Source organism: Kitasatospora sp. NPDC059812 (assembly GCF_042732075.1).
Classification (GTDB): domain Bacteria; phylum Actinomycetota; class Actinomycetes; order Streptomycetales; family Streptomycetaceae; genus Kitasatospora.
In genome coordinates this window covers 59,803-81,304 of sequence record NZ_JBHWIO010000019.1, presented here as the reverse complement: position 1 = coordinate 81,304, position 21,502 = coordinate 59,803, and the positions used below count along the sequence as shown (strand labels likewise).

Sequence of the window (21,502 nt, the reverse complement as noted above, 5' to 3'; positions counted from 1 at the left end):
CGCACCCCGCCCCCCCCCCCCCCAACCCCCCCCCCCCCCCCGCCCCCCCCCCCCCCCCCGGCCCCCGCGCCGGGGGGCGCCCCCCCCCCACCCTGGAGTACCTCGGCCGCGCCGACCGCCAGGTCAAGGTGCGCGGCTACCGGATCGAGCCGGGCGAGGTCGAGACCGTGCTGCGCTCCGTCCCGGGCGTGCGCGGCGCGGCCGTGACGGCCCGCCGCACCGGGACGGGCACCATGCTGGCCGGGTACGTGCAGTGCGCCGCCGCCGAACTGCCCAGGGTCCGCGACCACCTGGCCGACCTGCTCCCCGAGCACATGGTGCCGGGGCTCTGGGCCGCAGTGGCGGCGCTGCCCTTCACCGCGCACGGCAAGCTCGACGTGGCTGCTCTGCCGGAGCCGCTGCCGCTGGGCGCGGGCCGGGCCGCCGTCGCCCCGGCCACCGAACTGGAACGCACCGTGCAACGGCTGTGGGAGGAGGAACTCGGCCGCCCCGCAGGCGTGGAGACCTCCTTCTTCGACCTCGGCGGGCACTCGCTGGCCGCCACCCGGCTGCTGAACCGGGTCCGCGAGGCCACCGGGATCCGGACCGGCGTCCTGGACTTCTTCCGCCGCCCGACCATCCGCGCGATGGCCGCCCAGCAGCCGCAGACCGAGGACCGCCAGGCCCCGGCCTACGAGGAGGGCACGCTGTGACCGCTATCGACGATGGCTGGCACCGGCTCGTCCGGCTGCTCGACGAGCGCGAGATCGTCCTGCGCACCACCGGCGACCGGCTCGGCTACCTGGCCCCGCCCGGCGCGCTGGACGAGGAGGCCACCGGGCTCGTCCGGGCCCACCGGGAACGGCTGCTGGCCACCCTGACCGGCTCCGGCTCGGCCCTCGCCGCCGCACCCGCCGGGGTGGCGCAGCGCCGAATGCACCTGGCGCACGCCCGGGCGGCGGACCCGGCGGTGTGGAACATCACCCAGCGGATCGCCCTGCGCGGGCCGCTGGAGCCCGAACGGCTGGCCGCCGCGCTGACGGCGCTGACCGGGCGCCACGAGAGCCTGCGCACCAGCTACCGGGACACCGACCTGGGCCTGCTCCAACAGGTGCTGCCGAACGCCCCGGTGCAGCTCCCGGTCGCCGACCTGCGCGCGCTCACGCCCGGGGCGCGGGACGCGGCGCTCGCCGAGGCCGCCCGGGCCGAGAGCGACCGCCCCTTCGACCTGGCCACGGCCCCGCTGCTGCGCGCCCGGCTGCTGCGGCCCGCCGACGACGCGTGGGTGCTGCTGCTGACGCTCCATCACATCGCGGTCGACGGCTGGTCGTTGGCCACCCTGCTGGCCGACCTGGGCACGCTGTACGGCCCGGACGGGAGGCTGCCGGAGGACCCGGGCCGGATGACCGACCACGCCTGCTGGGAGCGGACCGTGGTCACCCGCGCCGCCGTCGCCGCGGCCGCCGACCACTGGGCCAAGACCCTGGACGGCGTTGCGTCGGCGGCGGAGCTGCCCACCGCCCGGCCCCGCCCCGCACAGCGCTCCGGGCGGGGTGCCACGGCCGCCTTCCGCCTCCCCGCGGCACTGGCCGAGGCGGTGGGCCGCTACGCCGCCGCCCGCTCCACCACCGCCTCGGCCGTCCTGCTCGCCGCCTTCGCGCGGCTGCTGGGCGAGCTGAGCGGGGCGTCCGAGACCCTGGTGGTGCTCTCCCACGCCAACCGCACCCGGCCGGCCGACGAACGGGTCGTCGGCCTGCTCACCTTCGGCCTCCCGATCCGGCTGCCCACCCGCTCCCCGGGCGGGTTCGGGGAATCGGTCGACACGGCCGCGACGGCGATCGCCACCGCCCTCGACCACGCCACCGTCCCCTTCGGCCTGCTGGTCGAACCGCTGCGCGAACGCGGCGTCCGGCTGCCGGACGCGTACCCGCAGGTCCTGCTCACCGTGCAGAGCACCCCGCCCGCCGTCCTCGACCTCCCCGGCCTGACCGCCGAGGTCGAGGACGTGCCGGGCCCCTCGGCCCGCTCCGACCTCCTGCTGGTCCTCACCCCGGACGCGGACGGCTACGCGGGCCTGGCCGAGTACGACGCCGACCTGTTCGACCCGGATACCGTGCGCTCCTGGCTCGACGCCCTGGTGAACGACCTGGCCCGGCACCTGACGGACCGGCCAGGCTGACGGACCTGACGGACCGCCCCCGGGCGGGGCGGTCGGGGACCAGAATTTTCCGTGGAAAATTCTCCCAGCACGAGAGCACGCTGGGGGAGGACCGCCGGCGCCCCGCTCACGGCCGGCTGTCCTCCCTGGTCCAGGCGCCGACGCCGAGCCGCCCCGTGGTACCCAGGTCGATCTCCGGGACGACCATCACCGGGGCCGCGTCAGGGGTGGCCCGGACCCGCACGTAAGGGGCGTTCACCGGGTTGCCGGCCTCCACGGTGTTGCGCCACACCAGCGTGGACCGGGCGCCCTCTCCCGGGCGCAGCACGATCTCCTGCGGCGGGTCGTCCGCGCCGGTGCCGCCGGCGATCCCGGCGCCGCCGGACAGGAAACGCACCCCGTCGACCGGCCGGTGCTCCACGTCGAGCAGTTGCAGCTTCGGGTAGCCGTTGACGGACACCGCGGACGTCCCGCAGTTGCGCAGGTGCAGGCCGACCACGCGCAGGCCCATCGCGGCGTCGCCGTCGCCCGCGTACAGCCGCAGGCCTGAGGCCGGGCAGGGGCCGCCCGGCTGCGAGGCCTCGGCGCTGGGCACACTGCGGACCTGGACGATCTTCACCAGCGGTCCGGCGCCCGGCCGCGCCTGCCCGTGCCCGTCCAGCTCGATCCGCCCCTTCGCGGTGGCCCCCGGAGCGAGCGAGGTGACGACCTGCGTCACGTTGTCCAGCGCACCTCCGGCCGCCGAGAGGCGGCTGAACACCGCTGTGACATCAGAGGTCTCGTCCTCCGGATTGGTGACCTCGTACTCCGCGCAGGCCGCACCGGCGGCCGTGATCCGCACCCCGCCCTGCGCGAGCTCGGGCGACGCCTGCCCATTGCGGGACGCCGACGGCACCGGCGCCCCGCACGGCCCGGCACCGCCGGTGGCCGCCGAAACCCCAGTCGCCCCGTCTGCGCAGCCCACGAGCAGGGCCGCGCAGACCGCGACCACCACGACAGCGGCAGCGGGCCGGCGGGCCGTCAGGTGATTCCCGGCGTTCTCGAACTGATGCATCAGCCGATGCGATCACGAACCACCCGCAACGCCTATGAGCTGCGCCACTGCCCGCGCAACAGGACCGCAACGATCCGCCCGGCGCCCGCCGAACCGAGGCCGGCCAGGCCTCCGGGCGTCCCTTCGCGCCCGCCGGCACCGTCGCCATCGGTGACCGGGCCCCGCTGCCCGATGGTCCGAACCGGTCGCCTTCCGGTGCGGGGCGTGGTCTGCCGCGCGCGGTGGGGGATGTTCCGCGCCGGATGCCACCCGCAGAAAGGATTCTTCATGGTGGAGCACGTGTTCGCGCGCATGGTACGGACGGTGACCGTCTCGGCCCTCGCCCTGGCGACGAGCGTCGGTGCGAGTGGTACGGCCGGCGCCGCCTCGCCGGAGGAGCACCCCGTCGAGGTGAGCATCGGAGCCTCCGGCCTGCAGGCACCGGACACCGCGAAGGGCGGCCTGGTCAGCTTCCGGGTCAAGACGGACGACCCGAACGGCCGGCAGCTGCAGCTGCTGCGTCCGCACGAGGGAGTGACCATCGACCAGGTCCTCCGGGACCTCGCCGACGCGGTCAGCCCGTCGCCGGCCACCGCGGGCGCCGGGATCCGGGCGGTGAACGGCGAGGCGGACCTGCTGGGCGGGGCGCTGGTCACCTCGCAGGTGCACGAGCAGTTCACCGAGGAGGTCAGCCCCGGGCCGGTCTACCTGCTGGACCTCACCGCGTTCCGGGCGGACCCGGCCCACCCGGTCTCCAAGCGGCTGAACCTGGTCGGTACGAACGGCCAGAACGACAACCAGGTCCGCTTCGACGACGGCATCGTGATCGAGAAGGACACGGCCGAGGGCCCGCGTTTCCAGACCGAGGACGTCGACCACGCGCACCTGGCCTACCTGGTGCACGACGAGTCGAAGCAGATCCATGAGATGCAGCTGCGGCCGATCGGTGCCGACACCACCGACGAGCAGATCGGGGAGTACCTGAGGGACGTCGCGCTGGGCGGCCTGCCGGCCCGGTCCCCGTTCACCGGGCCGGCCACCGGCCTCGGCGCCATGTCCGGCGACCGCACCGCCTCCGTGCAGGCCCACGGCCTGCAGCCCGGACGGTACGTCCTGCTCTGCATGATTCCCGACGAGCGGACGGGCGTCCCGAACGCCGGCCTGGGCATGCGCAAGATCGTCACCCTGAAGTGACCGGCCGGGCCCTGGCACGCCGGCGGCAGCGGGCTGTCAGGGCCGACCGCCCCGGTCGACGCACCGTCGCGGTGGTGGGCCGGGTCAGGCGCCGAGTACGTCGTCGGCGCTTCGGGGTTCCGTGCGCGGCTGCCGGTTGAGCTTGTGGCGCGCGATGGAGGACTGCCGGTAGACCTCCTTGCGGGCCCGCATGATGTTGCCCAGGGGCGCGTGCTCGGCGGTGACCCGCCAGGGCGTGAAGGACAGCGAGTCCATCTTCTCCAGGTTCTCGGGGCCGGAGATGTCCTGCTGCGGCAGCCGCAGCTTCGCCACGGTGACGGACGGCGAGAGCTGCTCGGGCCACTCCACGGTGGTGTCCTCCACCGGCATGCGCTCCAGGTCGGTGCAGAGCTGGACCTGGATGTCGAAGGCGTAGGGCCGCTCCTGCAACTCGGCTTGCAGGGCCGGTCGGAAGAACTCCGCCCCCGAGGCCGGGTCGATGGTGCGCCGCACCACCGCCGCGGCGAAGGACGGCTCGGGGGTGATGCGCACCTTGGCGATGTAGTCCCCGTGTCGGACCGCGCCCATCGTCCAGTAGCTGGACAGCAGCAGGTTCGCCGGAGGCGTCTTCGACAGGCGCAGGAAGGCCAGGAACTCGTCCCAGGCCCAGTCCTCCTGGTCCAGCGTTCCTTTCCCGGTCACGAACTCGGTGAAGAACCGATGTGCGCCGGGTCGGCCCTGGGAGAAGTACGCCGGCGCGTTCAGGAACAGTTCCTGGATGAACAGGTAGTGCTCGACCGTGTTGCAGAAGAAGACCGGTCCGTTGATGTTGGCGTAGTCGAACGTGCCCGTGTCCGGTTCGTCCTCCAGCAGGGTCGGGCCGGGGACGTCGAACATCTTCAGCGCCAGTCCGGTGGCGGCACCCAGCCGCGCGTCGGCTCCCGCGTGGGGCGAGCCGTTGGAGAAGCGGATCAGCGCATCGTGGGTTCCCGCAGTCGCGTAGATTCCCTGGGCGTACTCGGGGGGCAGCCCGGCCAGGATCTCCACTTCCCCTCGGACCAGCCCGTAGCCCTTGGCGTGGGCGTCGCGCAGGGCCCGTCCGGTGCCACCGGCCTCGACCGACTCGGCGATGTAGCTCTCGGTCTTCTCGATCACCGTCTGCACGTTGCGGTCGAAGTGCGGGTCGTCGTCTTCGACGTCGGGCGTGTAGCGGACGAACTGTGCTGTCATGACTCCGACCTCTCCTCGGAGAGCGCGATCGGACCTCAGGGGGTGGGAATCGCCCTCAGTCCTCCAGCTCGGCGAGCCAGCGCAGGGCACGCAGACCCGGCAGGAAGCAGTACTCGCCGCCGCGGGTGACCACGAAGCTGGGCAGGTTCCTCAGGCGGCGCCGGACCGGCTTCTCCGGGATGGTGACGCTGCCGGTTCCGCCGTGGTGTCCGGCCACCGGGTCCTTCTCGCCGGGGTAGCCGATGAAGTTGCCGTCGTTGACCCATTCGGCCTTAATGAACTCGAACTGCCGTTCCAGATGGGCCCCCATGAACACGCCGACCAGGCCCCGCTCCGCGCCGTCGTCCTCCAGCACGCCCTCGGGCAGCGGCGGGCCGTAGGTGGTGCCGCGACGGATGAGCCGGTGCATCCGTGCGTCGCCGATGATGGTGGCATCACGGGGGTTGGTGCGCCGGATGTGCGCACCGGCCGGGCACCGGAAGCCGCGATCGTCGTTCTCCCGGTACAGGAAGTCGTTGACGCGGCGCGGATCGGCCGCCAGCTCCGGATCATCGTGCTCCGGCGCCAGCGTCAACGGCGCCCCGCTCGGCCAGCGCCCGACCATCTTCGCCGCCAGCAGTGCCTCCTCCTCGGCGCTGGAGCTGTTCGCCCGCAGGTACCGGCGCCAGGCCGCCACGTTGGTGTGGATCTTGCGAACGGCCACGTAGGTCCCGTTGCGTCCCAGCACGTCGGGGCTGGGCACGGGCGGCAGGCCGCCGGTCTCGTCGGGGTAGCCGAGGATGAACTCGCCGGCCTTGATCGGGGCTTCCTGCGGGTTGGAGCCGGGCAGCCCGACGCCCTCGATGTTCGGATGGCTGATGCCGTCACGGAAGCCGAAGGTGGTACGCCCGGTCGGGAGCTGGTGGACCTCCTGCTGCCAGATCACCTGGACACCGGGCGTGCCCTCGTAGGCGACACGGGCCCGCCCCAACTCCCTCTCCAGCTGCGCCGCATCGGAGGAGAGGGCGCTCAACGCGATGTGGACCTCACCGGTTCCGAACGGGGCCTCCCAGCGGGCCGGTGCACTCTCGCCCACGTCGCCGATCAGCTCCGCCCGAGCGGCCATGCCCTCACGGAACGCCTGCGGAAAGCTGTCCAGCGACTCCTGGGGCACCCCCAGGGCCCTCAGCCCCTGGTGGGTGAACGCCACGGTCACCCAGGCATCCCGGCTCGGGTCCACGCTGGGCAGACCGCCCGAGGCCAACGGGAGCAGCCGGCGCAGCAGGGCGCGCCCGACGTGGCGGTCATCCACGCGCAGGAAGACGAACCGTCCCTCGTAGGGCACGGGCCGTGGACGCAGGGCCCCGCTCTGGACGTCGTCGATCTCGACGCGCACGCCGCCCGCCGCGCTGCCGCTGTCCGCTGTGTTCATGGTCGCTTGTGCCTCTCCACATCCGTCTCCACATCTGTCTCTCTGCATATGTCCCTGCGCATCTGTCTCCGCCTGGACAGCCCGGCAACGGCCGGCTCGCACCGGCCGACCTGGTCCACCGACGGTGGGTGGGCTCCGACGGTCGGCCGTGCCCGGGTGCTAGGGGCTCTCTTTCGGATCACGCCGGGCGCGCGATGCCGGAGCACGCACCTCGCGGCGTTGTCGTCGGTCGCCGATACTCCGCATGGACTCCCTCCTCCGCCTTGCGATGCACGCACTCCGACGCCGCGCGCTGATCCGACGTGATCCGAAAGAGAGCCCCTAGGCCGAGGCTTCCTCCAGCAGCTTCTGGAAGGCCGGCGTGGCCACCAACTCCGCGTTGGCCGGGTTGTCCAGCGCCGCCCGGAACTGGGGGGTGTCCAGCACCTCCTGGAACGCGTCGTCCACGCGGTGGTCCTTGTAGATCTGCTGGACGGTGAGGTCGGGATAGGCGCTGACGAAGACCCCCGCCGGCTCCTGGTGGGCGACGAACCAGTCCTTCACCCCCGGATCGGCGACGCCGGGGAACCCTTCGCTGTGCGAGAAGACCTTGTCGAAACGGGACCCGACCACCGTCTTGGCGAAGTCGTCGATGTAGGTGTCCCAGGAGCCGTCGAAAACGCTGGCGAACATGAACCGGGTGTCGTCGTCGAAGATCACGTGCCGTGCGTCATGCAGGGTGCCGATCTGGCGCACCGCCGCATGGGCGCTCTCGTCATGCGCCGCGTCGGCGAGCGTCGCGAGATCCTCACGCAGCGCATCCGCATGGCCCGGCTTGATCTTGGTGAAGACGGTGAACTCACTGCAGACCCCATCCGACCTGCCCGGGCGCTCGGGGTGAGCCGATTGGGTAGCGCCTGTCATCGCGGTCATCGTGACGTCCTCCTGCCGTGGTCGGTGCGAGGGACGCCAACCGCCCGAACATGAGGCGCCATCGCCCTCACCTCTTCATCCTGACCCGAGCACGGTGGGGGCACCACTGGGCGACGAGCAGGCCAAGGCGCTCAGAGCTCCGAGAAGCTCATGAGGACAGCTTCGTCGGAGCGCGGGATCATGGAACATGGGCCTGCCGGGTTCGTCGTCGTCACGCGCTCTGACTCCCCTCTGGAGGCAATCATGGGCAAAGTTCTCGGTGACATCCTGGGTCTTGCCGCCGGCGTCGCGATCAGCCCACTCCCGATCATCGCCATCATCCTCATCCTCGCCACGCCTCGGGGACGCCTCAACGGAGTCCTCTTCACCGTCGGCTGGATCCTGGGACTCTCGGCGCTGGGCGCGGTGATGCTGGCGATCGCTTCCCCCGCAGGCGCCTCTGCCCACCATCACCCGGCCACCTGGGTGGGAGTCCTCAAGCTCGTCCTGGGCCTGCTCCTCGTCCTCTTCGGCGTCCGGCAATGGCACCGGCGCCCGAAGGATCCGTCGCAGGCCCAGCTGCCGAAGTGGATGAGCGCGATCGACCGCCTCACGCCGGTCAAGGTCCTCGCACTCGGACTGGCCCTGTCCGCGCTCAACGCCAAGAACGCCCCGCTGACCCTCGCCGCGGGCGCCGCGATCGGCTCGGCCGGACTGCCGGTGGGGCAGCAGATCGCCTCACTGGCGACCTTCGTCGTGATCGCCACCCTCGGCCTGTTGGCCCCACTGGGAGTCTTCGTGCTCGGGGGAGAGCGAGCCCAGACCACGCTCGGTAACTGGAAGGACTGGGCAGCTCAGCACAACGTCGCCGTGATGGCGGCCCTGTTCTTCGTGCTCGGGCTGAAACTGTTCGGAGACGGGATCTCCGTCCTCACCTCCTGACAGGCCGCTCTGATCGACAGGGCACGCCCTAGGGGCTCTCTTTCGGATCACGCCGGGCGCGCACGCACCTCGCCGCGTTGTCGTCGGTCGCCGATACTCCGCATGGACTCCCTCCTCCGCCTTGCGATGCACGCACTCCGACGCCGCGCGCTGATCCGACGTGATCCGAAAGAGAGCCCCTAGTCTTCGCGCCGGGTCTCGCGCTGGAGATCGGCCACGTGGTGGAGGGCGGTCTTGAAGGCGGCGTACTCCCGCGCGCCCAGGGCCTTCGCGTGGCGCTCCTCGATCGAGCGCATGATGGCGGCGGCCGCCTCCATCTGGAGCAGGCCTCGTTCGGTGGGGTGGATCAGTTTGGCGCGGCGGTCCGCGGGGTCGGGTCTGCGTTCGACGTAACCCAGGCGTTCGAGGTCGTCGACGAGGGTCCCGATGACCTGCTTGTGCTGTCCGGAGGCGCGGGCGAGTTCGCTGGCCCGGATGCCGTCGGTACGCAGGTAGGCGAGTACGGCGCCGGCGCGGGGCTGGATGTCGTCGAAGCCCTGTTCGGCGAGCACGGTGAACAGCTCGCGCTGGACGGAGAAGAGCACCCGGGCGGCGAGCACGCCGAGGTCCGGTTCCGCCGCCTGGTGTCCGCTCAACGCCTCTCCCGCTTCCGCCGTCTTTGGGCCCGCCCCGCGTTCCGCCCTGTGACCAGCAACTTTAGTCGCCCGCCCGGTGGGCTCGGGCGGCACCCCAGGCGCTCCGGCGCCCCGCCCTGACCAGTGCTTGCGCCCCGGGGGACAGGGGTATAGCGTCGAAGTAGTCACTAATCTTGACTATCAAGATTAGTGACTACTGGCCGCCAACGGAGCCGTGGTTCAACCCGAAGGAGCGCACGATGAACGAGCACAGCAAGTTCCTGGAGCCGGTCACCCGGGAGAACGCCGCCGTGGTCCTGGTCGACCACCAGGTGGGCCTGCTGTCCGGTGTCCGGGACATCCCGCTCGGCGAGCTGAAGCACAACGTGGTGGCGCTGGCACGCGCGGCGACCGTGCTCGGCATCCCCCTGGTCGTCACCACCACCGCGGCCGACAGCATGTGGGGGCCGACCACCCCGGAACTGGTCCAGGCCCTGCCGGCCGGACAGCGGATCATCGACCGCAGCACGGTCAACGCCTGGCACGACGCCCGGGTCCGCGAAGCCATCGAAGCCACCGGGCGGCAGAAGCTGATCTTCGCCGGAGTGTCACTGGAAGTGTGCGCGGCGCTGCCCGCGATCGCCGCGACGGCCGCCGGGCACCACGCGTACGTCGCCGTGGACGCCTCCGGCACCTTCAGCCAAGCCAAGCGCGAAGCGGGACTGCTGCGCATGCAGCAGGCGGGCGTCACCGTCTCCGACTACGCCACCCTCATGGTCGAGGCCCTGGCCGACAACGCCGCCCCCGAGGCCGGCGACCTCTACGCCGCCCTCGACATGCCCTTCGCCGTCCTGGTCGGCCAGATCTCGGCGGCCGCCCGCCCCGCGTAACGGCCGGCACACCCACCTCACCCGGCCATCGCCGACCCACACCACGGGGGGATGTGCCTCGCTCCGTCGCTTGTCAGTGCCAGCTGGCATGCTGCCGGGCAGAAGAGGACGGCAACGGGTGGCAAGGGCTGTGTGCGATGGGTTTTGAGGGCGGGGTCTGGCGTCTGGTGCGCAGGGAAGAGCTGGTGGGCGAGATCGTGGTCGAGGAGACGGACTTCCCCTGGCTCCACGGGCGCTTCGTGCCGGGAACGGCGTTCCCCGCCGTCCAGCCGCTCTTCGCCCGTTCGCTCGCGCTGTCCGAGGCGGAGGACTGGGAGGCCTTCGACGACGCGTACGACGAGATCACGCGCACCGTGTCGATGCTCTCGCCCTCGGGCCCGGTCGCCGAGTTCCTGCTGCACATCCAGGACGACAGGGCTTGGTTCCGGTGGAGCGACGAGCCGTTCGAGGACGCGGACGGGCCGTTCGAGGACGTGGACAGGCAGGGCGGACGTGAGGCGGGCAGTGCCGGACCATCCGCGGGAAGTGACGTCGACGTCGACCACGGCCTCGACCTGCCGGTGATGACCTGGGAGCGGTTCTGGCAGTTGATCGAGGTCCTCGGGGGCGAGGCCGGTACCGAGACGTGCGAGCGCCTCGAAACCGCCTGCGCCCGCCTCACCGAGGTTCTCGCACGCGAACCGCTGGGCCAGATCATCGGCTTCGGTGAGCGTCTCGCCGAGGCGCTGCACCGCCTGGACCAGGAGCAGTTCGGGACGCTGCCGATCACCGGGGCGGTGTTGCCCGACGGCTCGCCGTTCCCTCAGTCGAGCGACCACTTCCTGTACGCGCGAGCTGCGGTCGTGGCTGCGGGCCGCGACGTGTACGAGAGCATGTTCCACGATCCCGAACGGTTCGCTCCGTACACCGCGCGACAGTGTGAACCGCTGCTCTACGTGCACGAGGAGGCGTTCGAGCTCGTGACCGGGACGGAGTGGGACCGCCTCACCCGCTACGACTACGAGTCCTGCTCGAACGCGGACGGCTGGCCCGAGCTGCGCGGCTGAGCGCCGCCTGTCGCAGAGCACCGCTCGCCGCAGGCCCCGGCCCCGTTCGGCGGGCGAGCGGGGCCGGGTTCCCTGGCGGTCGCCGGTCCGTCCGGCAGGCGGCTCAGGCTTCGATGTTCTCCAGGTCCGCGAGCAGGCCCGGGTGCGTCGGCTTCCAGCCGAGGGCGGCGCGGGTGTGAGCGCTGGAGGCGGGCTGGTCGGCGGCGAAGACCGGGCCGAGGGGGCCGAAACTCTCCTGCGGCACCGGCTCGACCGGAAGGCCGAGCCGCCGTCCGATGACCGAGGCGATGTCGCGTACCGCGTCGCCTTCGTCGGCGACGGCGTGCCACGCGCTTCCGGCCGGGGCCTTCTCCAAGGCGAGCCGGAACAGGACGGCGGCGTCGAGCGCGTGGACGGCGGGCCAGCGCTGCGCGCCGTCTCCGGGGTAGCCGACGACGCCGGTGCCGCGGGCGATGCCGGTGAGCAGCCCGGCGAACCCGCCCTGGCCCCGGTTGTGGACCGTGCGCGGCAGCCGTACCGCCGAGCTGCGCACGCCGCGTGAGGCGAGTGCGAGTGTGCGGTTCACCGACAGGCTGCGTCCGCTGACGGGGCCGTCCAGCGGCAGCGGGTCCTCCTCGGTCGAGGCGCGTCCCGCCACGAGGGGCGTGCCGGACGCGGTGACGAGAGGCCTGTTCGTGCCGACGAGGGTGTCGCCGAGGGCCGCGAGTGCGGCGCTCTCCTCGGCGATCCCTCGTGCGAGTGCGTCGGGCGAGCTGAAGTCGTTGCTGAAGGCGAGGTGGATGACGCCGTCCGCCTGTTCCGCGCCGGTCCGCAGCACGTCGAGGTCGGCGAGCCCGCCGCGGAGCACGTCGGCGCCGGCGGTTTTCGCGCCGGCCGCGGAGGCGTCGGATCGGGCGAGGGCGGTGACCAGGTGGCCTGCGGCGAGCAGTTCGGTGACGACGGCAGAGCCGATCAGGCCTGTGCCGCCGGTGATGAAGACGCGCATGGTGAGCTCCGAGGAGTGATGCGACTGTTGTCCCATCACTGTACGACGCGATGCGACACTTGTCCCGTCATCTAGACTGGCAACATGCCGCGATGGAAACCCGATGCCCGACAGCGCCTGGTCGTGGCTGCGCTAGGCCTGTTCGCCGAGCAGGGCTACGACGAAACGACCGTCGCTCAGATCACCGAGCGGGCAGGGCTCACGCGGAGCACCTTCTTCCGCCACTTCACCGACAAGCGCGAGATCCTCACCATGGGACAGACGGCGCTCAGCCGCCTGCTGGCCGAGGGCATCGACGGCGCCCCCGCGGACGCGACGCCGATGACGGCCGTCGCGGCCGGACTCGAACGCGCATCGGGCGAGATGACGTCGTTCAACCGCGAGCTCAGCCCGCTGCTGCACGCGGCGATCGAGGCGAACGCGGAGTTGCAGGCGCGCAACGTGCTGAAGTGCATCGGCATGGCCACGGCGATGGTCGACGCGCTGAAGCGACGGAACGTCGCAGAACCCGCGGCGCAGGTGGCCGCCGAACTCGGCGTCCTCGCGTTCAGGCTCGGCTACGCCCGGTGGACCGACCCCAGCCACGACGAGGACCCCGGCGGGCTGGCGCCCCACACGCGCGCCGCGTTCGACGAACTCCGTGCGGCAGTCGCTGTGCTCCACTGAGCTCCGCTGAGCTCCGCTGAGCTCCGCTGAGCTCCGCTGAGCTCCGCTGAGCTCCGCTGAGCTCCGCCGATCTCCGCTGAGCTCCGCCGATCTCCGCTGAGCTCCGTATCGGCCGCTACGAGGAGTCCTGCCGCCGGTTGCTGCCGCGTAGAGTGGATACGGAGAGTGCTGGATCACGGCTTCCCTTCTCGGAGGGTTATCGGTGAGACACGCGGATGCCTCCGGTGAGGCGGTGTCGGTCCGGCTGTTCCTGGACTTGGTCGACGGCGGCGCGAGTCGCGCCCGGCCGATCTGATCTGCGCGTCGACGCCTCGTCTCGGGAGAGGCGTTCCTGCTCGCGGCGGTTGCGGCGCGCGGGAGGAGACCTTCGCCATGAAACTGACCGCCGAGCGGCTGCGGACCTCCGTCCGCAGTGCCGCTCCGACCTCCACGCATCCGCCGCCGGTGTCCGCCGCCGACGTCGGCCTGCTGGTGCTCCGGCTGGCCGGCCTGCTGCTGGCCGGCCACGGTGCCCAGAAACTCTTCGGCGTGTTCGGTGGCGCCGGTCTGCATGCCACCAGTAAGGGCTTCGAGGCCCTGGGCTACCGGCCCGGCGTCCTCTTCGCCACGCTGGGAGGAGCCTCCGAGCTGTGCGGCGGCCTGGGCCTCGCCCTCGGGCTGTTCACCCCGCTGGCCGCCGCCGCCGTGATCGGGGTGATGATCAACGCGATGTCCGTCACCTCGGGCAGAGGCCTGTGGGCCGACAAGGGCGGCATGGAGTACCCGCTGTGCCTGGCGCTGATCGCGATCGCGGTCTCCGCCATCGGCCCCGGACGCCTGGCACTGGACCGCCCGTTCCGGTGGGGCCAGGGCGGGTGGTGGAGTGCGGCTGTCGCTCTGGGGATGGGCGGCATCGGCGCGGGCATCGTGCTGTCCCTGCAAGGGGTGACTCTCTAGCGCCGCGTCAGCACCGCGTTGGACCACCACTACGTGCGCGAAGCCAGGACCAGCAACCCGTCGCATCCCTCAGCAGGTGTGGCCGCTGGGCAGCGCGGAACCGTCCGACTCGCCGAGCCCGGCACGCGGGCGCGCCGTCATCCGGCGTGGTCGTAGTCCGGCAGGATCACGTCGCTGTGGGCGGCGCGTCCCCCGGCGCCCGCCGAGGTGGTGGGGTTGCGCAGGGCTGCGTTGCGGGTGTCGAGCATGTCCTGGGTGCCGGGGATGAGGGTGGTGCCGCCGGAGCCGGCCAGCGCCTGGTTCCGCTCCACGAAGGGGCGCGCCTTGCGCTCGTAGGCCGCGAAGGCGGCCGCGTGGTCGGTGTGGCCGGCCAGTTCTCCGGCCAGGAGGTAGGCGCCGACGAGCGAGACGCTGGAGCCCTGGCCGGACAGGAACGAGGTCGCGTGGGCCGCGTCACCGGCGAGGGCGACGCGGCCACGGGACCAGGTGGGCATGTGGATCTGGCTGACGACGTCGAAGAACAGGTCGTCGGCCTCGCACAGCGCGTCCACCAGGCGTGGGAGGTGCCAGCTGCGCTCGGGGAAGGCGGCGGCGACGAGTTCGCGCTGCGCCTGCGGGTCCCGGAAGGCGTCGACGGGGGCGTCCTCCCGCTTGAGGAGGAGGAACCCGTGTATGCGGTCGGCGGGTTCGTGGGCGTAGAGGACGGCCGCGCGGCCTGGCGTGTTCCAGATGATCCCTTCGTGGGCGAGGCCCAGGTCGTTCGCGAGGGTGAAACCGGCGAAGACGTGGCCGAGGTAGCGGTGGAACGCGTCCTCGGGGCCGAAGACCAGCCCGCGGGTGTTGGAGTGCAGCCCGTCCGTACCGATCACCAGGTCGAAGGTGCGGTGGGCGCCACTGTCGAAGGTGACGTCGACACCGTCCGCCCGGTCGTCCAGGGTGGCGATGGAGTCGCCGAAGAGGAACTCGACCCGGTCGCGGAGCGGAGCGTAGAGGGCGCTCGCCAGGTCGCCGCGCCGTACTTCCAGGTCCAGACCTGCGGCGCCTCCGGTGACGGCCTCGGGGGCGACGGAGCCGATGAGCGCCCCGTCCGCGTCCACGAACGAGAGCTTGCGCGTGTCCACGTGGGCTGCGCGCAGCTGCGGGAGCAGCCCCATGCGGTCGACGACCTCGCGGGCGGCGCCGCGGATGTCGATGGCGTACCCGCCGCCCCGTACGCCTGACGCTCGCTCGACGACGGTGACGTCGAAGCCGTAGCGGTCGAGCCAGTAGGCGAGGGCGGGGCCGGCGATGCTCGCGCCCGAGATGAGGACCTTGCGGTTCGCGGAGTGGTTGTTCACGGTGTGCTCTCCTCCTGGCGGCGCAGCCCGGCGGTCGCCTCCTGGCGGCCACACCGAAGATGCGTACCTTAGGTATCTTTATGGACGGCACAGTGCACCCGCGGAGAGCGGGTGCAGCCCCAGGATATAGATACCTAAGTTAGGTATTCAAGTGGAGGTGGTGGTCCGATGACCGCGGACTCGCCGGACGACCCCGGCGCGGACGAGCAGGCGGCAGCCGTCTGGGCGGCCCTGCCCCGGCTGGCCCAGCTGAGCAACGCCATGACCCGCGGCCGCCTGGCCGAACGGGCGGCCGAGGCGGCGGGACTCGCCCTGGAGCGCCCCGCGCTGAGCGCGCTCATGACCCTGCACATGGCGGACCGGCCGCTGCGCATCGGGGAGATCGCCGAACGGATGCAGGTGGTCGGCCCGCACGTCACGCGACAGGTCCAGGCGCTGGAGCGGCGCGGCCTCGTCCATCGCGTCGGCGACCCGCACGACCGGCGTGCCAGCCTCATCGAGGCGACCGCTGAAGGGACGAGGGCGGCGAACGCCTACGCGACGTCCATGATCGGCTGGTTCACGGACGCGATAGCGCACTGGCCGGACCAGGACCGCGGGGACCTGGGCCGCCTGCTCGCGAAGCTGGCCGACGACGTCATCGCCCGCCTGGCCCTCCTCGACGACGGCGGCGGCGGATGACGGCACCTGAACGGTCAAGGCGGCACCTTGAAAACCCGTCCCACCCCACCTCGTTCGGGTGAAACCTCCGCGGCCACCGGCATCGGAGGGCCCGGACGGCGACATCATGCCTCCATGATCACTTCGCTTCCTCGGCCCCGTCCTCGGCCCGCCCGACGGCTGCGTGCGGGTGCTGCCGCCCTCGCCGCCCTCGGCGCGTTCGCCCTCACCGCCACAACTGCCGCCGCCGCCCCCGCCGCCCCCGCGCCACGCCAGGCCGCCCCGTCCACGCGTACAGTCGCCGAGCCGCACTGCGGTGAATGGGTCGACTACAACGGCAACGAGGACCGCCGGATGAAGAGCTGGCTGTGCCTCTACGACAGCGGGGACGGGGGGATCTACCCGACGCTGTGGACCGAGTGCGGCTGGTGGAAGATCATCGGCTGGGCGGACCCGCCGAACGGCTGCCGCATCTGGGAGCCCAGCTCCTACGAGATCACCTTCCCGGACGGCACCAAGACCAAGGACGCGCTCTTCCCTGGCGCCTCTGGCAAGAACAGTGCCGCGAGCAACGGCAGCACCTACCCCTGCCAGAACGGCACCTGGAAGCTGTGGTCCTACTACGGCGTCCAGATGAAGGACATCCTCGGCAACTGGGGCGGCAACGTGGCCGCCACCCACGAGGCCACCTTCAACGTCACCTGTCCCTGACCTGGCATCCGCTGAGAAGCATCGATCAGGGTGGGCGCGGGTTCGAATGTGCCTGCCCGGTCGGGTGATTCTTCGGCGGTCACCGTGACATGAGGGCAGGGCCTCCCGCGCGGCTCGCGGGTGACGAATCCATCCGAGCGTCAGGACGCGGGAGGCGGAGGCGTGCGGTGGTTCGATGCTGGCGAGGCGCGCTTCGACGACTGCCTCCAGGGCGCGGACGTAGCGGTCGTGTTCGGTCTCGCGGCCCCGACCCCAGTCCCGGAAGCCAGGCCGGTCAGAGCGGCACCGCCGGAGGGGCCCCCGCCACCAGCGGCCACAACGGCGGACCGGGCTACGTCCTGCCCACCTGGTAGCAGCCTGTCACCCTCGAACGCGGTCCCGCTTCGGGTACGGACCGCGGGCCGGGCGGGGTCTGCTCGGTGTCGGCTGAAGTCCGGTCGGCCTGGAGGCGGCGGCCGCGGTCTGCGATGCCTGCCGTCACAGGATGCGGTCCGTCCGCAGGGGACCACTTGAGTAGTGGCTGCCCGACCGGTGGTGATGCGGGCAGGCGGGCTGCTCGCGGAGATGAGCCGAGTACAGGCCGCCGGCCGCGCACGGACTCGTCATGAAGAGGACACCGGGGTACTGCGGATGCCCCGGCGACGGTGGCGGTGTGGTGGGCGGCGGTAGGTGCACTGGCGTTGGTGGGTGGCCTGGTGATGATGGCCGGTGTGTTTCCGGCCTCGGCGGTCGCCGCCGGAGGGACGCTCCCGCGCGTAGCGCAGCCCTCCGGGCAGAAGGAGTACACCCGACCGGGAGACTTCGCCTTCTATGTCCCGGCGGGGGTCACGTCGCTGACCGTCTATGTGGTGGCGGGCGGCGGCCCCGGCGGTGTGGCCGGTGGGGTGGCGGCGGCGGGGCCAACCGCTGCACCGGGACCGGGGCCGTCCTGGTGAGTGGCAACGGGGGCAGTTCCGGTCAGGCCGGGACATCCAGCTGTGCGGCGCGGGCGGGCGGCACCGGGATCGCGGGTTCGGTGGGCGGCGGCTCGGCGAGTCAGGGCGGTGCCGGGGGCTCCGGTGGGTTGGGTGGCGCAGCGGCGCGGCCTCCCGCTTCCCTGCCGATCACTCTGCCTGCGGGCGTCGGCCAGGGCGGCACCGGGGCTCCCGGCGGTACGGGCGGCGCGGGCGGCAGGGGCGGCCATGGCAGAGGGCCGGCCCCCAGTCCCGGAAGCCAGGCCGGCATCAACGGCACGGCGGGCCTGTCCCCAGCCGCCAGTGGCGGCGACGGCGGACCCGGTTACTGGTGGGTAGCCGAGGGCCCCGTCATGCGGTGCGGGTCGGCCTGGACCGTGTGCGTCGCCGTCTCCGGGGATGTGGTCTCAGGCAATACCGCTGGGACGGGGCCCCAGCACTCGATGCCTCAGGTGACCCGTCTGCCGGCCCCTCTCTGTCAGCCTTGGGTGAGACATCCCGCTTTGTCGGGTTAGCCTGAGAGGGCCCGAGTAGGAGTTCCACCCCTGATGACCAGCACCAATCCGTCCGCAGCCGACCCGGCTCCCCGGCCGAAACGCCGCACGTTCAGTCCCGAGTACAAGCTGCGGATCGTCGCCGAGTACGACGCCGCGCCCGAGGGCGAGAAGGGCGCGGTCCTGCGCCGCGAGCGCCTGTACCACTCGCACGTCACCGAGTGGCGGGCCGCGCGCGACGCCGGGGCCCTGGAGAACCTGGTCGACCGGCGCACGAGCCCGGCCCGTCCGAAGAAGTCCGCCGCCGAGGTCGAGAACGAGAAACTGCGCCGGCAGGTGGAACGGCTGGAGAAGGAGCTCGCCCGGAACAAGGCCGCGTTGGAGGTTCTGGGAAAAGCGTCGGCGCTCTTGGAAATGATCTCCGAGAGCGCGGACTGAGGCACGCCGCCGACCCCGTCGTGGACGAGGCGTTCACCGCCGTCGAACACGAGCTGGGCATCACGGCCGCGTGCCGGTTGACCGGCCGCTCCCGGGCCACCCACTACCGCAGGCTGAAGCCGCCTCCCCCGCGCGGGCCCAGGTCCCCGCAGGTCCAGCCGTCGGCCCTGACGGCCGAAGAGCGAGATGCGGTCCTGGCGTTGATGAACAGCGCCGAGTACGCCGAACTGCCTCCCGCGCAGATCTGGGCCCGCGAGCTGGACACCGGGCGCTACCACTGCTCGGTCTCCACGATGTACCGGATCCTGCGCGAGCGGGGGCAGTCGGGTGAGCGCCGCCGCCAGGCCACCCACCCGGCCAAGACGGTGCCCGAACTGGTCGCCGACGGCCCCTCCCAGGTGTTCACCTGGGACATCACCAAAGCGGCCGGCCCCCGCAAGGGCATCTGGTACCACGCCTACGTCATCATCGACATCTTCAGCCGCTACATCGTCGGCCACACCGTCGAACTGGCCGAATCAGCCGAACGGGCCGAAGAGTTGATCCGCGAGGCAATCGAGCGCAACGGCATCGTTCCCGAGACCGTGCACGCCGACCGCGGCACTTCGATGACCTCCAAGAAGGTCTCCCAACTGCTGATCGACCTCGGCGTCACCCGAAGCCACTCGCGTCCCAAGGTCGAGGCCCAGTTCAAGACCACCAAGTACATGGCCGACTTCCCACAGCGGTTCGACTCCCTGGCCCACGCCCGGGAATGGTTCGACGCCTTCATCTCGTACTACAACCACGAGCACCGGCATTCGGGAATCGGCCTCCACACGCCCGCCAGCGTCCACTTTGGCACCGCCGAGGAGGTCCGCGACCAGCGGGCCGTCACCCTTGCCGAGGCATACGCCCGGCATCCCGAACGCTTCGGCCGCCGTCCCCGACCGCCCGAGATCCCGCAGACAGCATGGATCAACGACCCCAGCAAGCGCAGGGAACCCGCCCCCACAAACCTCCTAACATCCCGACCGTCTCACTGGACTTGAAATCTTCCGCGCCGCCGATCAGCCCGTGAACTTCACACTCCGGAACTGGGCCCAGGCAGGTTGGGGCGACGGCAGGCAGCCTGGATCACCTGCTGGGCACGTGCTCGGAAACTCCCGCGGCTGGGCCTTCGCCGGGTATCAACCGGTGAAGGCTCGGCCGCAGGAGTGATGGCGGGCATCCGGATTTCATAGTCGCCGCCATCTGTCGGGCAGGTGAAGTTCCACCCTGTTCTCGAACACGCCGGGCTTGGGCTCCTCGGGCTCATCGGGGAGGTCGTATGTGCCCTGGGTGTCCTGTCGGAGTGGCGGGGGAGGTGGAAGTGTGAGACATGGGACGTATGCATACGTTTCGCAGTTGTGTGACTCCTCTGAGTCGCAGGGTCGCTGTTGCCGCGGCCGGCTTGGCCGTGCTGCCGTGCAGCCTGGCCATGACGGCGGCGCCCGTCGCTCCCGCCGCGGCACCTCACGGTGAGCAGGGCTTCACGCCGGGCATCGCCAGGTTCGTGGTTCCGGCAGGGGTGACCGAGATGACCATTCACGCCTGGGGCCCCGGCGGCAACGGGGCGGGTGGCAGCGGGGGAGGCGGCGGGGGCGGAGGTGGCGGCGGCGGAAGCTATCCGCCCTTGGTTCCCAACCCCGTCGGTGGCGGCGGCGGAGGAGGCGGCGCGGGCGGCAGCGGTGGTGGTGGCGGCGGCAGCGGTGCCTACACGGAGTGCACGTTCACCGTCACCGCGGGCGAGAGGTACGACATCCTCGTGAATGCAGCCAGCACGAACCGGATCGGCGGCGGTGGCGGCGGGGCGGGCGGTGGCGGCGGCGCGGCCGGCAGCACCCTCACGAGCGGACAGGCCGGTGCTGCCGGCGCGGGCGGCAGCGCGGGCGGCGGCGCCAGCAACGACAGGCCGTTCACCCAGGTCGCGGGGCCCCGGGACCTGGTCACCGCAGATGGCGGCGGTAACGGGGGTGCCGGGGGCTCGGGTCCCGGCGGCGGTGCCGGGCGGGGCGGGGAGAACGGCAAGCTCGACCGGAGCGGTGGCGCCGGTGGCGCTGGTGGCGCTTCCGGCGGCACCAGCGCAGGGGGAGCGGGTGGCGCGGCGGCCCCCGCCGACCAGGAGGAGTTCTGCACCGGAACAGGCACCAGACTGCCCGGAAATCCCGGAAGTGCAGGTCAGTCCGGTGCCGCGGGTTTCGACGGTGTCACCGGCGGCCAGGGCTCGTCGGGCAACGCCGGTTCGGGCGAGCGTGGCGGTTCGGGCGGTGCCGGCGGGACAGGGGCCGCCACAGGGGCCGCGCCTCCGGCGGCCCCTGTCACCCCGCCCGCCGGTACCGGTGCCGGAGGGAGCGGCGGAAGCGGCGGCGCCGGCGACACGGGAGGCAGGGGAGGGAGCGGCGGTGCCACGGGGGCCTCCAGCCCGAGTTCACAGCCCGGTAGCAGCGGGACCGGCGGCCAAGCCGGCCAGACGGGCAACCGAGGCGGCCCCGGCTACGTCCTGATCACCTGGTAGGAAACAGCCGCGACTGGGCCTTCGCCGGGCACCAACCGACGAAGGCCCAGCCACAAGGCGGCACTCGCGCATCGCCCTGGTGTGGGGCGACGGCGGCTACACCGGACGCCTGATCCGAAACGGCCTCCAGCCCGAGCGCCACCGCGAGCTGCCGGCAGTCCATCACCGCCTCGCCCGACCTGCTCCCCCCCCCCGGGTCAGGGCCTCCATGATCCGCCGGTAGTCCGGCGCCAGCACGCAGGCATCGAGCCCGTCCCGCCAGTGCGGCACCACCGAACCGGCCGCCGCAGCCGCCGCCGCGCCGTTGACCGTTGATCACCACCGGTCCGGTCCGCGGCGGCACGCCCCCCCCAGCCCCCCCCGCCAAACAGTCTCATATAAACAACTGACCCAGCCGACCACAAACCAAGTGAAAATTT

At 72.0% G+C, this 21,502-nt stretch carries 19 protein-coding genes; 12 read left to right on the top strand and 7 right to left on the bottom strand.

Going from position 1 to position 21,502, the window contains the following annotated elements; all coding sequences use genetic code 11:
* Positions 1-128: 128 nt before the first annotated feature.
* Both ACFV6D_RS12985 and ACFV6D_RS12980 read left to right on the top strand, forming a co-directional pair.
* Positions 129-692, top strand: coding sequence for a phosphopantetheine-binding protein (locus ACFV6D_RS12985; protein WP_380559622.1), 564 nt, complete (start codon positions 129-131; stop codon positions 690-692).
* A complete protein-coding gene (locus tag ACFV6D_RS12980; protein WP_380559620.1) occupies positions 689-2,158 on the top strand; it encodes a condensation domain-containing protein in 1,470 nt (489 codons plus the stop codon). Before ACFV6D_RS12985 ends, ACFV6D_RS12980 begins: the two co-directional genes overlap by 4 nt.
* Positions 2,159-2,264: 106 nt before the next feature.
* Here the strand turns inward: ACFV6D_RS12980 and ACFV6D_RS12975 are convergent, their stop codons facing one another.
* Positions 2,265-3,191 (bottom strand): DUF4232 domain-containing protein, encoded by a 927-nt coding sequence (locus ACFV6D_RS12975; protein WP_380559618.1) that lies wholly within the window; start codon positions 3,189-3,191, stop codon positions 2,265-2,267.
* 267 nt (positions 3,192-3,458) lie between these two features.
* On the opposite strand from ACFV6D_RS12975, the gene ACFV6D_RS12970 reads away from it, so the two are divergent.
* Positions 3,459-4,364: a hypothetical protein gene (locus ACFV6D_RS12970; RefSeq protein ID WP_380559616.1), complete on the top strand. Its 906-nt coding sequence runs from the start codon at positions 3,459-3,461 to the stop codon at positions 4,362-4,364.
* Between the two features lie 84 nt (positions 4,365-4,448).
* On the opposite strand, the gene ACFV6D_RS12965 is transcribed toward ACFV6D_RS12970, so the two are convergent.
* The 3 genes from ACFV6D_RS12965 to ACFV6D_RS12955 all read right to left on the bottom strand — a co-directional run bounded on the left by ACFV6D_RS12965 (position 4,449) and on the right by ACFV6D_RS12955 (position 7,896).
* Positions 4,449-5,573 carry a catalase family protein gene (locus ACFV6D_RS12965; protein ID WP_380559614.1) on the bottom strand — a complete coding sequence of 375 codons (1,125 nt, stop codon included), beginning with the start codon at positions 5,571-5,573 and terminating at the stop codon, positions 4,449-4,451.
* A gap of 55 nt (positions 5,574-5,628) precedes the next feature.
* Positions 5,629-6,984: a Dyp-type peroxidase gene (locus tag ACFV6D_RS12960; RefSeq protein WP_380559612.1), complete on the bottom strand. Its 1,356-nt coding sequence runs from the start codon at positions 6,982-6,984 to the stop codon at positions 5,629-5,631.
* A gap of 321 nt (positions 6,985-7,305) precedes the next feature.
* Positions 7,306-7,896, bottom strand: coding sequence for a hypothetical protein (locus ACFV6D_RS12955; protein ID WP_244293777.1), 591 nt, complete (start codon positions 7,894-7,896; stop codon positions 7,306-7,308).
* A gap of 243 nt (positions 7,897-8,139) precedes the next feature.
* Between ACFV6D_RS12955 and ACFV6D_RS12950 the strand changes: the two genes are divergently transcribed.
* Complete coding sequence (locus ACFV6D_RS12950; RefSeq protein ID WP_380559610.1) at positions 8,140-8,817, top strand: GAP family protein; 678 nt, start codon at positions 8,140-8,142, stop codon at positions 8,815-8,817.
* A gap of 179 nt (positions 8,818-8,996) precedes the next feature.
* Here ACFV6D_RS12950 and ACFV6D_RS12945 read toward each other — a convergent pair whose 3' ends face one another.
* A complete protein-coding gene (locus ACFV6D_RS12945; RefSeq protein ID WP_380334156.1) occupies positions 8,997-9,452 on the bottom strand; it encodes a MarR family winged helix-turn-helix transcriptional regulator in 456 nt (151 codons plus the stop codon).
* Positions 9,453-9,691: 239 nt separating this feature from the next.
* Here ACFV6D_RS12945 and ACFV6D_RS12940 point away from each other — a divergent pair, with 239 nt between their 5' ends.
* On the top strand, positions 9,692-10,321 hold the full coding sequence (locus tag ACFV6D_RS12940) for an isochorismatase family protein (RefSeq protein WP_380559609.1): 630 nt from the start codon (positions 9,692-9,694) through the stop codon (positions 10,319-10,321).
* Positions 10,322-10,506: 185 nt separating this feature from the next.
* On the top strand, positions 10,507-11,367 hold the full coding sequence (locus tag ACFV6D_RS12935) for a DUF4240 domain-containing protein (protein ID WP_380559607.1): 861 nt from the start codon (positions 10,507-10,509) through the stop codon (positions 11,365-11,367).
* A 103-nt stretch (positions 11,368-11,470) separates the two neighbouring features.
* Here ACFV6D_RS12935 and ACFV6D_RS12930 read toward each other — a convergent pair whose 3' ends face one another.
* Positions 11,471-12,352, bottom strand: coding sequence for an SDR family oxidoreductase (locus ACFV6D_RS12930; protein ID WP_380559605.1), 882 nt, complete (start codon positions 12,350-12,352; stop codon positions 11,471-11,473).
* Positions 12,353-12,436: 84 nt separating this feature from the next.
* On the opposite strand from ACFV6D_RS12930, the gene ACFV6D_RS12925 reads away from it, so the two are divergent.
* Both ACFV6D_RS12925 and ACFV6D_RS12920 read left to right on the top strand, forming a co-directional pair.
* The gene (locus tag ACFV6D_RS12925) at positions 12,437-13,018 is read left to right on the top strand and encodes a TetR/AcrR family transcriptional regulator (protein WP_380559603.1); all 582 of its coding nucleotides are present in this window, start codon (positions 12,437-12,439) and stop codon (positions 13,016-13,018) included.
* A 372-nt stretch (positions 13,019-13,390) separates the two neighbouring features.
* Positions 13,391-13,954, top strand: coding sequence for a DoxX family protein (locus tag ACFV6D_RS12920; RefSeq protein WP_380559601.1), 564 nt, complete (start codon positions 13,391-13,393; stop codon positions 13,952-13,954).
* Positions 13,955-14,091: 137 nt separating this feature from the next.
* Here the strand turns inward: ACFV6D_RS12920 and ACFV6D_RS12915 are convergent, their stop codons facing one another.
* Positions 14,092-15,291, bottom strand: a complete 1,200-nt coding sequence (locus tag ACFV6D_RS12915) for an FAD-dependent monooxygenase (protein ID WP_380559599.1) — start codon at positions 15,289-15,291, stop codon at positions 14,092-14,094.
* A 168-nt stretch (positions 15,292-15,459) separates the two neighbouring features.
* Here ACFV6D_RS12915 and ACFV6D_RS12910 point away from each other — a divergent pair, with 168 nt between their 5' ends.
* The 4 genes from ACFV6D_RS12910 (at position 15,460) to ACFV6D_RS12895 (ending at position 19,578) form a co-directional block, all read left to right on the top strand.
* The gene (locus ACFV6D_RS12910) at positions 15,460-15,972 is read left to right on the top strand and encodes a MarR family winged helix-turn-helix transcriptional regulator (protein WP_380559597.1); all 513 of its coding nucleotides are present in this window, start codon (positions 15,460-15,462) and stop codon (positions 15,970-15,972) included.
* Between the two features lie 114 nt (positions 15,973-16,086).
* Positions 16,087-16,662 (top strand): hypothetical protein, encoded by a 576-nt coding sequence (locus tag ACFV6D_RS12905; protein ID WP_380559595.1) that lies wholly within the window; start codon positions 16,087-16,089, stop codon positions 16,660-16,662.
* A 1,501-nt stretch (positions 16,663-18,163) separates the two neighbouring features.
* Complete coding sequence (locus ACFV6D_RS12900) at positions 18,164-18,547, top strand: transposase (RefSeq protein ID WP_380381112.1); 384 nt, start codon at positions 18,164-18,166, stop codon at positions 18,545-18,547.
* A 20-nt stretch (positions 18,548-18,567) separates the two neighbouring features.
* Positions 18,568-19,578 carry a transposase gene (locus tag ACFV6D_RS12895; protein WP_380559593.1) on the top strand — a complete coding sequence of 337 codons (1,011 nt, stop codon included), beginning with the start codon at positions 18,568-18,570 and terminating at the stop codon, positions 19,576-19,578.
* Positions 19,579-21,502 lie beyond the last annotated feature (1,924 nt).

What these genes read in the sequence shown, in the direction of transcription:
- ACFV6D_RS12975 (WP_380559618.1), bottom strand. Translation starts at nt 3,191, where the DNA reads ATGCATCAGTTCGAGAACGCCGGGAATCACCTGACGGCCCGCCGGCCC.
- ACFV6D_RS12970 (WP_380559616.1), top strand. Translation starts at nt 3,459, where the DNA reads ATGGTGGAGCACGTGTTCGCGCGCATGGTACGGACGGTGACCGTCTCG.
- ACFV6D_RS12965 (WP_380559614.1), bottom strand. Translation starts at nt 5,573, where the DNA reads ATGACAGCACAGTTCGTCCGCTACACGCCCGACGTCGAAGACGACGAC.
- ACFV6D_RS12960 (WP_380559612.1), bottom strand. Translation starts at nt 6,984, where the DNA reads ATGAACACAGCGGACAGCGGCAGCGCGGCGGGCGGCGTGCGCGTCGAG.
- ACFV6D_RS12955 (WP_244293777.1), bottom strand. Translation starts at nt 7,896, where the DNA reads ATGACCGCGATGACAGGCGCTACCCAATCGGCTCACCCCGAGCGCCCG.
- ACFV6D_RS12950 (WP_380559610.1), top strand. Translation starts at nt 8,140, where the DNA reads ATGGGCAAAGTTCTCGGTGACATCCTGGGTCTTGCCGCCGGCGTCGCG.
- ACFV6D_RS12940 (WP_380559609.1), top strand. Translation starts at nt 9,692, where the DNA reads ATGAACGAGCACAGCAAGTTCCTGGAGCCGGTCACCCGGGAGAACGCC.
- ACFV6D_RS12930 (WP_380559605.1), bottom strand. Translation starts at nt 12,352, where the DNA reads ATGCGCGTCTTCATCACCGGCGGCACAGGCCTGATCGGCTCTGCCGTC.
- ACFV6D_RS12925 (WP_380559603.1), top strand. Translation starts at nt 12,437, where the DNA reads ATGCCGCGATGGAAACCCGATGCCCGACAGCGCCTGGTCGTGGCTGCG.
- ACFV6D_RS12920 (WP_380559601.1), top strand. Translation starts at nt 13,391, where the DNA reads ATGAAACTGACCGCCGAGCGGCTGCGGACCTCCGTCCGCAGTGCCGCT.
- ACFV6D_RS12910 (WP_380559597.1), top strand. Translation starts at nt 15,460, where the DNA reads ATGACCGCGGACTCGCCGGACGACCCCGGCGCGGACGAGCAGGCGGCA.
- ACFV6D_RS12905 (WP_380559595.1), top strand. Translation starts at nt 16,087, where the DNA reads ATGATCACTTCGCTTCCTCGGCCCCGTCCTCGGCCCGCCCGACGGCTG.
- ACFV6D_RS12900 (WP_380381112.1), top strand. Translation starts at nt 18,164, where the DNA reads ATGACCAGCACCAATCCGTCCGCAGCCGACCCGGCTCCCCGGCCGAAA.